Raw genomic sequence first — 14,331 nt, forward strand, 5'->3', positions numbered from 1 at the left:
TCATTGAAAAGGGATTTTTTATGCAGCAAAAACCTCAATCACCCAGGACCGCGCATGTATCACCCTCACGTATCGGCTTGGGTGCCGACACCGTCATGGTCAGGGACTATGGTCGTCTGGTTCCTTCCCTTCAACCTGTGAATCAAGGCGTGCAGCGCACCGGGCACGGCGACGCGCTTGGGGTCGCGCACATAAGTGCGCTGGATCTGCCTGGGCCGCTGCCGCCGCAGGCAGTGTGGGTAATGGGCGATGCGCTTGGGCCCGCAAATGCCGAGGGTATTCGTCAGGCTGCCGGCCGCAGTTACATTGATCTGGATACCGGGCAGACAGTGCAAGTGGACTATCACCCGGCCAGCGGCACTTATCACCCGCGTTTGGCTCATCAACTGGCGGCCAGCCCATCTGCTGTCAGCAGAGTGGGGGGCACTTGGACCTGGACCGGCGTGACGACGGCGGCTCATGCCAGTGCATCGGTGTCGATGCCGATGGCCGCCGCCGTGCCGCGGGATCCACGGTTGGATCTGCAGCTTTACGATGCACGAGGTGGGGGCGCAACGACGGGGCCGGCTATCCAGGGGAAAAGACAGTACGTCATGGGCGGGCAGAGCTACTACGGCGATGCCCGGTTCTCGTTGGCATCCTTCAAAGCGGGCGATAACAAACTTTACGTACCTGACGCGCGTGGAGTGTGGCAGCAAAGCGGGGCCATCACCGAAGACGGCATCATTCAGATCTCTGGTGACTCAATCGCCAGCTATCTGGAGGTGGGGGGCGTAGTGGTTCGCGTCGATCTTGATAGCACGAGAAATAAATACCAGATGATTCCCAATGCACACAGCCATGCGCCGGGTGTTTACCTGGATACCGGTGGCAGCCGTGCTTCGTGGGTGCCCGAGATGCGCTTGGGCAGCATCGGCGCCATCATTCGCGCGGCCCGCAAGGTTCTGGGCTACACCACTGTTACCAGTGATATGAGCCAGGGGGTGATGTCGACGCAGGACAGGCAAACGTACTGCTACATGCGCCAGTATGCGCGGCAGATGATTGCATTCGATAACCCGGCTATCCGCAATGCACCCGCGCACCTGCAAGATCGCAAGATTGATACGCATATCTGGACCCACGGTTATCCCTATGGTCGGCTGTTACAGGGGATACAGGCCAAGGCCGACGGCCTCGCTCTACCCATGGGCATTGTGCAGTTTGATCCGTTTCAAGGCATGGCCACCGTTGCGGTACGCCGTGAGGGCTCGTTCAATGTCGACGCAGTGGCCGCCAACGACCAGTTTCATTATCCCCATCGGCAAAGGCGCGCGGATGAAATAGCGTTGTTTGATCATTGGAAGACGCTGAGTATTCAGGATGCAAAGGGCCGTGGGCTTGCCAATGAGAAGATGTACCGCGCACTACTGGTCAATGATGGCTATCAAATCATCCCTGGTGGAACCTACGGTGGCGGTCAAAACGGTTTCGATCTGGTGTTCAAAGGGCCCGCGGGCGATGTCTACGTGCTTGAGGTCAAGCATGCCAAACCGCGCAATGTCAGCATGCAGAGGGTCTATGAGCATTTCCAGATGGAGGATGGCTGGGTTAGACGCGTGTTGAAGAAGTTGGACCGCAGTGATCCAGGGGCCAGGCAACAGGTAGCGGATGCGCTGGACCGTCAGCGGCTGTTCAAGGTGATTGGCGCGACCCTGCCAGACGGCAAACTGGTGCTATTCAAGATCGATATGAGCGGCGTGCGAGTCTGAGTCTGATGGCAGACGGCTCAGCCCCGTCTGCCACCGATGGCGCCTGGGGCGTCAGGACAAGAAACCACCGTCCACATTCAGCGAAACCCCAGTGGTATAGCTCGACGCATCACTGGCCAGGTACAGCACCGCGCCAGCCATTTCGCTGGGGTCGGCCACGCGCTTGAGCGGGATCTGGGCCAGGGCCATTTTCAGGATGGAATCATTCTTGACCAGCGCCGAGGCAAACTTGGTATCGGTCAGGCCCGGCAGCAGCGCGTTGCAACGGATTCCAAAGGCCGCACATTCCTTGGCAAACACCTTGGTCATGTTGATCACGGCGGCCTTGGTTACCGAGTAGATGCCCTGGAACACGCCCGGCGAGATGCCGTTGATCGAGGCCACGTTGATGATGCTGCCGCCGCCGTTCTCGCGCATCAGCTTGCCGGCTTCCACCGACATGAAGAAGTAACCACGGATATTCACGTCAACGGTCTTCTGGAATGCGCCCAGGTCGGTGTCCAGTACATTACAGAACTGCGGGTTGGTGGCAGCGTTGTTGACCAGGATATCCAGGCGGCCGAACTGTTCACGAATGCCGGCGAACACCTGGGTGATCTGCTCCATTTCACCAATATGGCAGGCAATGGCCGTGGCTTTTCCGCCCTCGGCGATGATCGCATCGGCCACGTGCTGGCAACCCTCCAGCTTGCGGCTGGAGACAATCACATGGGCGCCTTGCTGGGCCAGCAACTTGGCGATGGCTTCACCGATGCCACGGCTGGCGCCGGAAACAAACGCAATCTTGCCATCGAGGTCGAACAGGTTGGTCTTGGACATGAGGGTTCCTTGTAGTTGCACTCAGAGCGCTGATTTGCCGATGACATTCAGGCTCATCTGCTCCAGCAGTTTGTTCATGTGGATGAACTGCGCGAAGCGTTTGTCCTGGGTCTGGCCATGGAAGAAGCGGTAGTAGATCTGCTGCACAATCCCGGCCAGACGAAACAGGCCGTAGGTGTAATAGAAATCGAAATTGTCGATCTGGATGCCGGAGCGCTCGGCGTAGTAGTCGACAAACTGGCGGCGGGTGAGCATGCCGGGGGCGTTGCTCGGCTGGCGGCGCATCAGTTGCACCGGCGCCGGGTCCGCGGCCTCGATCCAGTAGGCGAGGGTGTTGCCCAGGTCCATCAACGGGTCGCCCAGGGTGGTCAGCTCCCAGTCCAGCACACCGATGATCTGCATCGGGTTGTGCGGCTCGAGGATCACGTTGTCGAAGCGGTAGTCGTTGTGCACGATGCTGGAGGTGGGATGATCGGCTGGCATCTTGTCGTCGAGCCAGGCGCGTACCGCCTCCCATTTTGGCGCATCGGGCGTCAGGGCTTTTTCATAGCGCTCGCCCCAGCCGCGAATCTGCCGCGCCACGTAGCCTTCGGGCTTGCCCAGGTCGGCCAGGCCGCAGGCGTGGTAGTCGACCTGGTGCAGTTCGACGAATTTGTCGATAAAGCTCTTGCACAAGGCCTCGGTGCGGGTGGCGTCCAGGCCCAGCTCAGCCGGCAGGTCGGAACGCAGGATGATGCCGTTGACGCGCTCCATCACATAGAACTCGGCGCCGATCACCGATTCATCGGTGCAGTGCACATAAGCCTTGGGGCAGTACGGAAAGCCATCTTTGAGCTGGTTGAGAATGCGGTATTCGCGGCCCATGTCGTGGGCAGACTTGGCCTTGTGACCAAACGGCGGGCGACGCAGCACAAATTCCTGGTCGGGGTATTCCAGCAGGTAAGTCAGGTTCGACGCGCCACCAGGGAACTGGCTGATTTTGACGGTACCGCTCAGGCCCGGAATATGAGCTTTGAGGTAGGGATCGATCAGGCTGGCATCAAGTTCTTCGCCTGGGCGAATCTGGGTCGATTGGTCGTTCAGCGCCATGCTTATCCCTTCTGCTTATTCTAAAGGCCTTGGACTATTTCCTAATCTAATGCGCACAGCCGCCCAGCGACAAGGCCGGGGCGGCTTAATAGGTTAGCGTGTTGAAGGGTGATCAGCGTGCCTGATCGGTCATTTTGCAGGCGCTGGCAAGGCCACCGGTGTAAGCACGGGGCGGCCGGCAAAGTATTCCACCAGGTTATCAGCGACGCGCTGCACCGTGTCATGGGCCGCTTCCGGGGACAGGCCGGCCACGTGGGACGTCAGCACGGTATTGCTCAGGCGCTTGAGGGCATCGGGCACTGCAGGCTCATCGTCAAACACGTCCAGCGCGGCGCCGCCGATGCGGCGCTGCTCCAGCGCGGCGACCAGGTCGGCGGTCACCACTACGCTGCCGCGGCCGATGTTCACCAGATAGCCATTGGGCCCCAACGCATCCAGCGCATGTTTATCGATCAGATGGCGAGTGCCGGCCCCACCGGGCGTGGCCAGGATCAGGAAGTCCGAAGTGCGCGCCAGTTCGACGGCCGTTGAGCAGTAGGTGTAATCCACGTCATCGCGAGGTTGGCGGTTGTGATAGCTCACTTCCATGCCAAACCCGAGGGCGGCGCGCTTGGCGATTTCCATGCCCACGGCCCCCAGCCCGAGAATGCCCAGTTGTTTGCCGGCCAGGGAAGGGCGCATGACCTTCGGCCACTCGCTGCGGCGAACAGCGGCGTCGGTCTGAGGAATCCCGCGCACCAGTGACAACAGCAACGCCATGGCGTGATCAGCCACCGAGGGTGCGTTCACGCCGGCACCGTTAGTCACCACTATCCCGCGGTTGCTTGCCGCTTGCAGGTCCACATGTTCGTAGCCGGCGCCAATCACGCAGATGATCTCCAGTAATGGCAACGCGGCGATCTCTTCGGCATACAGCCCAAGCGGCCCGCGGGTCAGCACGGCCTGAATCTGCCCCCCATGGGTCTTGATTGCTTGGGCGCGTTCAGTAGGCGTCGGCGCCAGGATCACATGAAAGTCGTTGCTCTCGATGATTTGCAGGTATTCGTTGATGGTTTCAACCAGGACCAGAACAGTGGTGGGCATCGCAAGGCTCTTCCTGAAGGGTTTGAGAGCATGAGTATGCGCCGAACCTACCCGTTATTGCGCTGACCTCCTGCAAGATTTCCGGATACGTCAAACCTGGCTGCGCAACCCAAACCCGCGCACCCAGGCTCCTTCGCTGTCGCGCCAGCTACTGAGTAGTCCCCGGTTGCCGTGCCTGGGCCCGCTCTCTTTGTGCGATCGGCATGAAATCGTAGGTCGGGAAGAATTCCGTCTTGTAGACACCCCACGCCGTGTTCTCGATGGCCAGGTTGACTTGAGCCAGGCGAGACGCCGGTAAACGCAGCACGATGACTTGCCCGATGCCCATGGTGATATTCCAACTGACGACTTCGACACCTTCCGGCGGGAAGACCTTGTGAAATTCCTGCTTGGCCAGTTGGGCTTTCAATTCGCCCAGCGGGCGTGATTGATCGTGTTTAAGAAACACGGTCAACATGACGGTGTTATCGGACGTGGCGGCGATGCTTTTGGTGGGCAGTGTCGTGTTGGCCTGTACCGTGGTTGCGCTGGGCAACAGTACGGCTACCAGCAGTGCAGGCATGAGTTGATATCTGAATGAAGCGTATGGATTCATCACAAGTGCCTCGTTTGTTATTGGTTTTTTATGGCTGGATATAAATGGGGTGTTTAACTAGTTTGACATCTGAGTCTTTATTGGTCCCGTGTAAGGCGCATGTACCACATAGATTCTAACGGGAGGGTTGGTCGCTACCATGTCGCGAGGGACTTCACGAGAATAGGTGAATTCGGTGTTGTCCAATTTTTCCAGCCTTCTGACGATGGTGCGATGCGGGCCAAGGTCGGGCACCAGGATGTGGGTCTGCTTGTCGCCAGTGACCAGGAAATAACCGCCCCCGCCATCAGGGTGTTTCGAGCGCCCTGTATCGGTGTAGAAAAATTCGTAACGATTGCGTTGCGGGTCCCACATTGAGATTCCGACCACGCCGGGGTATTTGGCCTTGACGTCGTTTTCTGGCTCGCCCTCTATATACACCTTGGTGGTCAACCATTGAGGCGAAGAGGCCAGGGCACGAACATCAGCCTCAACCGGTTTCGCGTAACTTGACGGCGCGCCTAATAAACCCGCGAAAAACAGGCCGGTAAAAGCAAGGGTGAATCTTCGCATTATCAAACTCCTTACTGGTTGGTTAAGTGTTGTTATCGTCTTTGTCGGTCAGTGCGCGAAGATATTAGTGTGTGAATTTGCGCGTGCTCAATAGCTATGTATGGTCCTGTAACAGTTGAGGGGTTGTATGACTAAGAATATGATTTTGAAGCGGGCTGCTTCCGAACTTGTTGTCGGACTCTTCTCGCAATAGGTGGCCTATTAAAACTAAGACGTAATGTTTGTACGACGTCTCAGCCATCCAAAACCTTCACGGGGGCGGCCACATGAACAGCTGCTCCGCCTAACCATTCCTCAGCTAAGTCTTTGCTTCTCCAAGAGAATCCCGGACAATCCGGCCCTTGTTTCGGCCAGGGCGCTGCCTGTCAGGTTTTTCTGACTCGTGCTGGCCGTGTGAATGCGGAGATCCCACCGGATGAATGATCAGGCCAATAGCGTCGACGAACGCTATGCAACGACACCTGCAACGCTCACAAGCTGGAGCCGCCAGGACACTACCTGGATGCTCGGGCTATTCGGTACCGCCATTGGCGCCGGTACTTTGTTCCTGCCTATCAACGCGGGCCTGGGGGGCTTCTGGCCGCTGGTGATCCTGGCGTTGCTGGCCTTCCCGATGACGTTCTTTGCCCACCGTGGGCTGACCCGTTTCGTGCTGTCCGGCCGTGAAGGTTCCGACATTACCGACGTGGTTGAAGAGCATTTCGGTATCAAGGCCGGTGCACTGATCACCTTGCTGTACTTCTTTGCGATCTTCCCGATCCTGCTGATCTACAGCGTGGCGCTGACCAATACCGTCAGCAGCTTCATGGAGCACCAGCTGCATATCCTGCCGCCGCCCCGGGCCATCCTGGCGTTTGTGTTGATCTTGGGTCTGCTGGCCGTGGTGCGTTGCGGTGAGCAAGTGATCGTCAAGGCCATGAGCTTGATGGTGTACCCGTTTATTGTGGCCTTGCTGTTCCTGGCGGTGTACCTGGTACCGCACTGGAATGGCGGCATTCTCAGCACCGCCAGCGAAGTGCCGGCACCCTCGGCGCTGCTCAACACGCTGTGGCTGGCGATTCCGGTGATGGTGTTCTCGTTCAACCATTCACCGATCATCTCGGCCTTCGCGGTGGACCAGAAGCGCCAGTACGGCGCACACGCCGACGAGCGCAGCTCGCAGATCCTGTCCCGCGCGCACTTGCTGATGGTGGCGATGGTGCTGTTCTTCGTGTTCAGTTGCGTGCTGACCCTGTCGCCCGCGCAGTTGGCCGAAGCGAAAGCGCAGAACCTGTCGATCCTGTCGTACCTGGCCAACCACTTCGATAACCCGACGATTGCCTTTGCCGCACCGTTGATTGCGTTCGTGGCGATTGCCAAGTCGTTCCTGGGCCACTACATCGGCGCCAGCGAGGGCCTCAAGGGCCTGGTGGTCAAGACTGGCCGCCGCCCGGCACCCAAGACCCTGGACCGCATGACCGCCGCCTTCATGTTGGTGGTGTGCTGGATCGTCGCCACGCTCAACCCGAGCATCCTTGGCATGATCGAGACCCTGGGCGGGCCGATCATCGCGTCGATACTGTTCCTGATGCCGATGTACGCGATCCGCAAGGTCCCGGCCATGGCCAAGTACCGGGGGCAGGCCTCGAATGTGTTCGTGACGCTGGTCGGTCTGGTGGCCATTTCCTCACTGATTTACTCGCTGATTCCCTGAGGCGTTCGCAGCCGATGCCCCGGCTTTAAGCACAGGTGGGGATCACCCATCGCTAGGCAACGGCCGACTCTGCGTGTAACGCGATTTGGCCGTTTTTCTGCCAGGCCGGAAAACTCAGCGCTACCACATGGTCTTTATTCACGCGTTGCGGAGAACCGAGGCGGCTCAACTGCACGCCATGCCTGAGAAAATAACGTTCCAGCGCGGGTGTGGTCACCGCCACTACCCGATTGGCGCCCTGGCTCCAGGCATGGTTCAGGCTGTTCCACCAGACGCGCATCGGTAAGGTGCCTTCCTCCAGCGCGCGCGCGGCAAAACGCGACACCTCCCAGGTGTCGCTGCTTCGCGGGGTTGGCTGGTCGCACAGAAAACCGAACACTTGCGCCAGCAGATAAGGTTGCGTGGTCGGCAAGAGCCGCGCGCAACCGCAGACTTGGTGCTCGGCATCCAGGGCGAGGATATGACGAGCATCCGCGTGGTCGAACTGGTCGAATTCGCGTTGGGGCCGGGCGTGCGTGGAATTCAGTTGCCAGCCCAATTGCTGGATGAAAACTTCGTGTCGGTAGCGGCCCAGGTCGTCCTCAAGCGTTGCAGACAGTTCATGGTGACGACGGGTGATGATGCTGATCATTGGACGTCCTTATCGCAATTGTCGGGCCCTAGATAAGGCCCTGTGCAGCGGCGTAGGCTGCCGCCAGTGTTTTGTTGCCAGCCCCGAATTTCTTCTGAATGGCTTTGAGGTGAAAGTTTACGGTGTTGACGGAAATAGTGAGGATCAGCGCGATTTCTCCTGAGCTCTTGCCGTCGGCGGTCCACTGCAGGATCTCCCGCTCACGCCGGCTCAGGCAGACCGATTGGTGGGCGCGTTCGCTATCACCCAGGTCTGTCAGGCGCAGTGTCACCCGTTCAAGGATGCAGCGCAGGCGCACTTGAATTTCGTTGTTTTCAGCCTGCGAAATAATGTCTTGGCGCCGAGCCACGGACAGTACCCGCAGTGAACGGTCGTGGCTTCGAATCGGCAGTGTGGCGCCGATGCACAAGCCCCAGTCCCGAGCTTCCTGCCACAGCGTGCGGCTGTTATCAAACAGTGCGTCGTTCCATACCACCATCTCGGTAGAGCGCAAGCCACTAAGGATTGACGGATCGACAGCCGCGTAGTTTTGCTTCTCGTAATGTGCCAGCCAGCTTGCGGGGTAGGACCCGCATATCTCGGTTCTGGGGCGTGTAAAAGGGGTCAGGTGACGTACGCCATAGGCGTAGTACTCGAACCCCAGTTGCAACACTTCACGCTCCAGAAGCGCTAACACTTGAGTCTCATCCTGTTGCTTGCACATCTCGATGCGTAAGCAATCCCACCAACGAATGAGGTCGTTTTCCTTCTCCATGGACAGTCGCCTCGATTACTGCATTCTTGGCAATCTAGCCCACAAGCTATTTCTGTCAAACTTTGCCGAGGCTTCCCGACCGCTCTGGCACGGTGCTTACACTTGGACGTTCGTGGTTTATGAGGCCTGGCGCAGGCGAGGCATTGAATGCCGCGCGTGGCACTGCTCAATGGCGTTGACCGCTGTTTCACAAGAGGCAGCGTCGCATGGCATCAGGCTGCTCGCTCGACGACAGGCCGTTTGCAGCCGGCTGTCGTGCAAGAGCGTTGTGATCGCATCGTCCAGGTCCTGTTTGTTTAACGGTAGGGCAAGGCGTATGCCGCATCCCATGCGCACCAGGCGTTCGGCGTTATCGAACTGGTCATGAGCGATAGGCAGCACAATCTGCGCAATGCCGGCCGCCAGCGCCTGGCTCATGGCGCCAATGCCGCCGGGGTGGACCAGACCGGCCGCGTGGGGCAACAGCGAACTCATCGGCAAAAACGGACGCTGTATCACGGTGGGCGGCAGGTCCGTGAAGAGCGGTCGATCACCGGTCAGAAAAATGCCGCGGGCACCGACCCTGTGCAGCGCTGCCAGGGCGAAACGATAAAACTGCTGGTCAAAGTGCTCAGTGGAGCCTTGAGTGAAGACAATAGGGGGCGCTCCGGCAACCAGAAAGGCTCGTGTGGGCTCATCGAGCCCAGGGGCGCCACCGTCGAACAGAGGGAAACCGGCCATGTGCAAAGGCTGTGGCCAGTCTTTCTGTGCGGGGGCGAACCATTCGGGGAACAGGCATATCACCCCTTGGGGCGCATGCATCCATTGACTGAAGATGTTCTTCACCACGCCTGGTAGCCCATGTTTGTGGCGTAGTGCGTTGATTTGGGGAGCACAGGTACGGTCCAGGCTCAGGTATTCGATCCCGCGCCAGAGCAGCTTGCGCAGAGTCAATGGCAAGCGCCGCGACACATTGAAGGTGGGGTGCACGGGCGGCAAATGTGCAGAAAGCAACGTGGATGGCGACACTTGGACGGACAGATAAGGGATGCCGTATTTTTCATGGGCGATACGTGCACCCAAGGCCCATAGTGAGCCGACAACCACCGTATCGTCGGCATTGTGAGTGGTTACATAGTCGTAGACGGGTTCCAGCAGGCCGGCGATGGCTTGCCACAACACGGCGAATGAGGTCTTCGGGTCCCACAATAGGGGATCGCCCATGGCGGCGCTGTAGGTCGCCTCATCGCATAACGGCACGAAGTTCAGCCCCTGCGCCTCAATGGCGCGCTGAAACGTCGGCATGCTGCACAAGGTGACCTGATGACCGCGCACAGTCAGGGCAGCCCCCAGGCCGATAAAGGGAAAAACGTCACCGGCCGAGCCGATGGCAACCATGATTACTCGCATCATCTACGTCCTTGTTGAAGAGTATTTAGGCAAAGCTCAGCCGCGCTCGTTGAGCCGACTGCTCGCAAAACGCCCCTGGCTGGGCATCGCATGCCCTCAGCAAATGCCCGAGCAACGCGCGGTGCACGCCGTTGGCCGCGGCCTTGGACTCCAGGTCCAGAAAATGTCCGCTGCTCTGGGCAATGGAGAAGCTGCAATCGCGGATGTACTGCTTGAAGGACTGCACGTCCATGGCGCTGGTGTATTCGTCCCAGGCGCCATTCAGGAAGTGCACATGACTGTCAATGTTCAAGAGTTGCGGCAAGTAGGCCCCTTCATTGAGCTTGAGTGCCTGTTCGATATGGAAGCGCGCTTGATGCTGCTCGGCGTTGATCAACTGCGCCATATGCTGTTGATTGGCGGTCTTGAGTCGAGCCGGGAGATGCTTGCCCAGCGTCTGGTTGAGCAAATGGCCGATCCCTGCGTTGTCATCCCGGGCCATGAGTGCCTGCGCCCCGCTGACGTAATCGAGCATCGGCGCGTTGAGGCCAGGCGCAAACGACATCACCACTGAGCTTTCAACGCTGTCTGGATTTTTGGCAAGTGCCAGCAGGGTGGACAGGCCACCCCAGGACACGGAAACCAAGTGGTGAATGTTGAAGCGCTCGATCAATGCCAGCAGGATTTGGACTTCGTCGTCCTTGGTCACCAAGCACCGGTCAGGGTTGTGAGCGCGGGAGTTTCCAGCGAACGGCAAGTCAAACAGCACCACGTTGAAGTGTTCGGCCAGGCATTTACTGGTACGGGCAAAGGCCGACGTCGTCGCCATGGCGCCGTTGACCAACAGGACGTTCTTTCTATCAGGCGCATCGCCGATGTGTTCCACCGACACCGAATAATGCTTGAAGATTTTCTTGATCACATATTGGCTACGCGACATAACACACCTCCAGTCAGCACAAAAAACAGGCGAGAGCGCCCCTGGCACCGGGCTTGGGTGTCGAGGGCAGGGTTTGTTTTTTTTATTAAGGGGTACGGCTTACAGCGCGAAGTACATCCAGAGCTGGTGGGTTCCGTGATACAGGCGTCAGGGTGTAGAGAGTTTTAGCCTTCAAGGCGTAGAGGGACAACTACCTGATCTGGTAGGTCGTCGTGCAAAGGCTGTCGGCGGCCAGTACTTTTCAGTCTGATACAACTCTTTAAGGGGGAGCGGGAGCCTGGATTGACATCCGTTACCCTTTTGGCGCACGCAAAAAAACGCCGCGTACCTTGCGATACGCGGCGCCTTTCACATCAACACACCGTTAGGCTTGAATCACCGGGATGTTGGCGCTTGCTGCGATCTTGCGGAACTCAGCGATCTGGTCGAAGTTCAGGTAGCGGTAGACGTCACTGGCCATGGTGTCCAGTTTCGCTGCGTAGCCCATGTACTCTTCGACGGTTGGCAGGCGGCCCAGGGTAGAGGCCACGGCAGCCAGCTCAGCCGATGCCAGGTAGACGTTTGCACCATCACCCAGGCGGTTCGGGAAGTTACGGGTCGAGGTCGACACGACGGTGGAGTTCGGCTCAACGCGTGCCTGGTTGCCCATGCACAGCGAGCAGCCTGGCATTTCCATACGTGCGCCAGCCTTGCCGTAGATGCCGTAGTAGCCTTCTTCGGTCAGTTGGTGAGCGTCCATCTTGGTCGGCGGCGACAGCCACAGACGAGTCGGCAACTGGCCCTTGACCTGCTCCAGCAGCTTACCGGCAGCGCGGAAGTGACCGATGTTGGTCATGCACGAACCGATGAACACTTCGTCGATCTTCTCGCCAGCGACGCTGGACAGCAGACGGGCGTCGTCCGGGTCGTTTGGCGCGCAGAGGATCGGCTCGTTGATTTCCGACAGATCGATTTCGATGATTTCGGCATATTCGGCGTCGGCATCGGCTTCCATCAACTCCGGGTTGGCAACCCAGGCTTCCATCGCTTGGGCGCGACGTTCCAGGGTGCGTGCATCGCCGTAGCCTTCGCCGATCATCCAGCGCAGCAGGGTGATGTTGGAGTTCAGGTACTCGGTGACGGACTCTTTGGACAGCTTGATGGTGCAACCGGCAGCCGAACGTTCAGCCGAGGCGTCGGACAGCTCGAAAGCCTGTTCCAGCGTCAGGTCGTTCAGGCCTTCGATTTCCAGGATGCGGCCAGAGAAGGCGTTCTTCTTGCCTTTCTTCTCTACGGTCAGCAGGCCAGCCTGGATCGCGTAGTAAGGAATGGCATGCACCAGGTCACGCAGGGTGATGCCAGGTTTCATCTTGCCTTTGAAGCGCACCAGAATCGATTCCGGCATGTCCAGCGGCATTACGCCGGTGGCGGCGGCAAACGCGACCAGGCCAGAACCGGCTGGGAACGAGATGCCCATCGGGAAACGGGTGTGGGAGTCACCACCGGTACCGACGGTGTCCGGCAGCAGCATGCGGTTCAGCCAACTGTGGATGATGCCGTCGCCTGGACGCAGCGATACACCGCCACGGGTCATGATGAAGTCAGGCAGGGTGTGGTGGGTGGTCACGTCGATCGGCTTGGGGTAAGCCGCGGTGTGGCAGAAGGACTGCATCACCAGGTCGGTCGAGAAGCCCAGGCACGCCAGGTCTTTGAGTTCATCACGGGTCATTGGGCCGGTGGTGTCCTGGGACCCCACGGTGGTCATCTTCGGCTCGCAGTAGGTGCCTGGACGAACGCCTTTGCCTTCTGGCAGGCCACAGGCCTTGCCGACCATTTTCTGCGCCAGGGTGAAGCCCTTGCCGGTGTCGACAGGCGCTTCAGGCAGCTTGAACAGGTCGGTAGGGCCCAGGCCCAGCTCAGCGCGTGCCTTGTCGGTCAGGCCACGGCCGATGATCAGCGGGATACGGCCGCCGGCGCGAACTTCGTCCAACAGCACCGGGGTCTTCATTTCGAAGGTGGTCAGGACTTCGTCGGTGCCGTGCTTGCAGACTTTGCCAGCATGCGGGTACAGGTCGATCACGTCGCCCATGTTCATGTTGGTAACGTCGAATTCGATTGGCAGTGCGCCAGCATCTTCCATGGTGTTGTAGAAGATCGGAGCGATCTTGCTGCCGAAGCAGAAACCGCCAGCACGCTTGTTCGGCACGTAAGGCACGTCGTCACCGAAGAACCACAATACCGAGTTGGTTGCCGATTTACGCGACGAACCGGTACCGACCACGTCACCGACGTAGGCGATCGGGAAGCCTTGGCCGCGCATCTCTTCGATCTGCTTCATCGGGCCGGTCTTGCCTTGCTCGTCCGGCACGATGCCTTCACGCGCCATTTTCAGCATGGCCAGGGCGTGCAGCGGGATGTCAGGACGGGACCAGGCATCAGGCGCAGGCGACAGGTCGTCGGTGTTGGTTTCGCCGGTGACCTTGAAGACGCGCAGGCTGATCTTGTCGGCCAGGGTAGGGCGGTTGCGGAACCACTCGCCGTCAGCCCAGGACTGGATCACGCCTTTGGCGTGCTCGTTGCCGTTGCGGGCTTTTTCGGCGACGTCGTGGAACGCATCGAACATCAGCAGGGTGTGCTTGAGTTGGGCGGCCGCGACGGGCGCCAGTTCGGCGTCGTCCAGCAGCTCGACCAACGTCACGATGTTGTAGCCGCCTTGCATGGTGCCGAGCAGTTCAACAGCGCGTTTCTTGTCGATCAGGGGGGAAGTGGCTTCGCCCTTGGCCAGGGCAGACAGGAAACCGGCCTTGACGTAAGCGGCTTCGTCAACGCCTGGTGGAATGCGGTTGGTGATCAGGTCAACGAGGAATTCTTCTTCGCCAGCCGGAGGATTTTTCAGCAGCTCGACCAGGCCTGCGGTTTGTTCGGCGTTAAGCGGCTGGGGAACGATACCCAGTGCGGCACGCTCTTCGATATGTTTGCGGTAGGCTTCAAGCACAGTTATTACCCTCATCAGTGGTCCCACGGGACGCTCATCCAGAAATGAACGGCACGCATGCGCTCGGGGGCTTTTTGGGCCG

General features: G+C 59.1%; 12 protein-coding genes. 2 read left to right on the top strand and 10 right to left on the bottom strand.

Going from position 1 to position 14,331, the window contains the following annotated elements:
- Positions 1 to 20 precede the first annotated feature (20 nt).
- Positions 21 to 1,751 carry a hypothetical protein gene (locus BT199_RS11635; RefSeq protein WP_175556210.1) on the top strand — a complete coding sequence of 577 codons (1,731 nt, stop codon included), beginning with the start codon at positions 21 to 23 and terminating at the stop codon, positions 1,749 to 1,751.
- Positions 1,752 to 1,802: 51 nt separating this feature from the next.
- Here the strand turns inward: BT199_RS11635 and BT199_RS11640 are convergent, their stop codons facing one another.
- The 5 genes from BT199_RS11640 to BT199_RS11660 form a co-directional block, all read right to left on the bottom strand.
- Entirely contained in the window at positions 1,803 to 2,570 is a 768-nt protein-coding gene (locus BT199_RS11640) for an SDR family oxidoreductase (RefSeq protein ID WP_014718324.1), read from the bottom strand.
- Between the two features lie 21 nt (positions 2,571 to 2,591).
- Positions 2,592 to 3,659, bottom strand: a complete 1,068-nt coding sequence (locus BT199_RS11645) for a phosphotransferase family protein (RefSeq protein WP_072434520.1) — start codon at positions 3,657 to 3,659, stop codon at positions 2,592 to 2,594.
- Positions 3,660 to 3,788: 129 nt separating this feature from the next.
- Positions 3,789 to 4,742: a 2-hydroxyacid dehydrogenase gene (locus BT199_RS11650; RefSeq protein ID WP_014718326.1), complete on the bottom strand. Its 954-nt coding sequence runs from the start codon at positions 4,740 to 4,742 to the stop codon at positions 3,789 to 3,791.
- A gap of 148 nt (positions 4,743 to 4,890) precedes the next feature.
- On the bottom strand, positions 4,891 to 5,304 hold the full coding sequence (locus BT199_RS11655; protein WP_020301515.1) for a hypothetical protein: 414 nt from the start codon (positions 5,302 to 5,304) through the stop codon (positions 4,891 to 4,893).
- A 90-nt stretch (positions 5,305 to 5,394) separates the two neighbouring features.
- Positions 5,395 to 5,889 (bottom strand): DUF4822 domain-containing protein, encoded by a 495-nt coding sequence (locus BT199_RS11660; RefSeq protein ID WP_014718328.1) that lies wholly within the window; start codon positions 5,887 to 5,889, stop codon positions 5,395 to 5,397.
- 415 nt (positions 5,890 to 6,304) lie between these two features.
- Here BT199_RS11660 and BT199_RS11665 point away from each other — a divergent pair, with 415 nt between their 5' ends.
- A complete protein-coding gene (locus BT199_RS11665) occupies positions 6,305 to 7,582 on the top strand; it encodes a serine/threonine transporter (RefSeq protein WP_014718329.1) in 1,278 nt (425 codons plus the stop codon).
- Positions 7,583 to 7,634: 52 nt separating this feature from the next.
- On the opposite strand, the gene BT199_RS11670 is transcribed toward BT199_RS11665, so the two are convergent.
- The 5 genes from BT199_RS11670 to acnB all read right to left on the bottom strand — a co-directional run bounded on the left by BT199_RS11670 (position 7,635) and on the right by acnB (position 14,249).
- Positions 7,635 to 8,213: an acyl-homoserine-lactone synthase gene (locus BT199_RS11670; RefSeq protein WP_072434521.1), complete on the bottom strand. Its 579-nt coding sequence runs from the start codon at positions 8,211 to 8,213 to the stop codon at positions 7,635 to 7,637.
- A gap of 28 nt (positions 8,214 to 8,241) precedes the next feature.
- On the bottom strand, positions 8,242 to 8,967 hold the full coding sequence (locus BT199_RS11675; RefSeq protein WP_032902143.1) for an autoinducer binding domain-containing protein: 726 nt from the start codon (positions 8,965 to 8,967) through the stop codon (positions 8,242 to 8,244).
- A gap of 117 nt (positions 8,968 to 9,084) precedes the next feature.
- Positions 9,085 to 10,356 (bottom strand): glycosyltransferase, encoded by a 1,272-nt coding sequence (locus BT199_RS11680; protein ID WP_072434522.1) that lies wholly within the window; start codon positions 10,354 to 10,356, stop codon positions 9,085 to 9,087.
- 25 nt (positions 10,357 to 10,381) lie between these two features.
- Entirely contained in the window at positions 10,382 to 11,275 is an 894-nt protein-coding gene (locus BT199_RS11685; RefSeq protein WP_014718333.1) for an alpha/beta fold hydrolase, read from the bottom strand.
- A gap of 364 nt (positions 11,276 to 11,639) precedes the next feature.
- Positions 11,640 to 14,249, bottom strand: coding sequence for a bifunctional aconitate hydratase 2/2-methylisocitrate dehydratase (gene acnB, locus BT199_RS11690; protein WP_003190828.1), 2,610 nt, complete (start codon positions 14,247 to 14,249; stop codon positions 11,640 to 11,642).
- Between the last annotated feature and the right edge of the window lie 82 nt (positions 14,250 to 14,331).

Origin of the sequence: Pseudomonas sp. NFR02 (genome assembly GCF_900119375.1) — a bacterium.
GTDB lineage: Bacteria > Pseudomonadota > Gammaproteobacteria > Pseudomonadales > Pseudomonadaceae > Aquipseudomonas > Aquipseudomonas paracarnis.

Excerpts from the sequence above, each read along its gene's own strand:
- BT199_RS11645 (WP_072434520.1), bottom strand. The coding sequence starts at position 3,659 with ATGGCGCTGAACGACCAATCGACCCAGATTCGCCCAGGCGAAGAACTT.
- BT199_RS11685 (WP_014718333.1), bottom strand. The coding sequence starts at position 11,275 with ATGTCGCGTAGCCAATATGTGATCAAGAAAATCTTCAAGCATTATTCG.
- BT199_RS11640 (WP_014718324.1), bottom strand. The coding sequence starts at position 2,570 with ATGTCCAAGACCAACCTGTTCGACCTCGATGGCAAGATTGCGTTTGTT.
- BT199_RS11650 (WP_014718326.1), bottom strand. The coding sequence starts at position 4,742 with ATGCCCACCACTGTTCTGGTCCTGGTTGAAACCATCAACGAATACCTG.
- BT199_RS11655 (WP_020301515.1), bottom strand. The coding sequence starts at position 5,304 with ATGCCTGCACTGCTGGTAGCCGTACTGTTGCCCAGCGCAACCACGGTA.
- BT199_RS11680 (WP_072434522.1), bottom strand. The coding sequence starts at position 10,356 with ATGCGAGTAATCATGGTTGCCATCGGCTCGGCCGGTGACGTTTTTCCC.
- BT199_RS11665 (WP_014718329.1), top strand. The coding sequence starts at position 6,305 with ATGAATGATCAGGCCAATAGCGTCGACGAACGCTATGCAACGACACCT.
- BT199_RS11635 (WP_175556210.1), top strand. The coding sequence starts at position 21 with ATGCAGCAAAAACCTCAATCACCCAGGACCGCGCATGTATCACCCTCA.
- BT199_RS11660 (WP_014718328.1), bottom strand. The coding sequence starts at position 5,889 with ATGCGAAGATTCACCCTTGCTTTTACCGGCCTGTTTTTCGCGGGTTTA.
- BT199_RS11675 (WP_032902143.1), bottom strand. The coding sequence starts at position 8,967 with ATGGAGAAGGAAAACGACCTCATTCGTTGGTGGGATTGCTTACGCATC.
- BT199_RS11670 (WP_072434521.1), bottom strand. The coding sequence starts at position 8,213 with ATGATCAGCATCATCACCCGTCGTCACCATGAACTGTCTGCAACGCTT.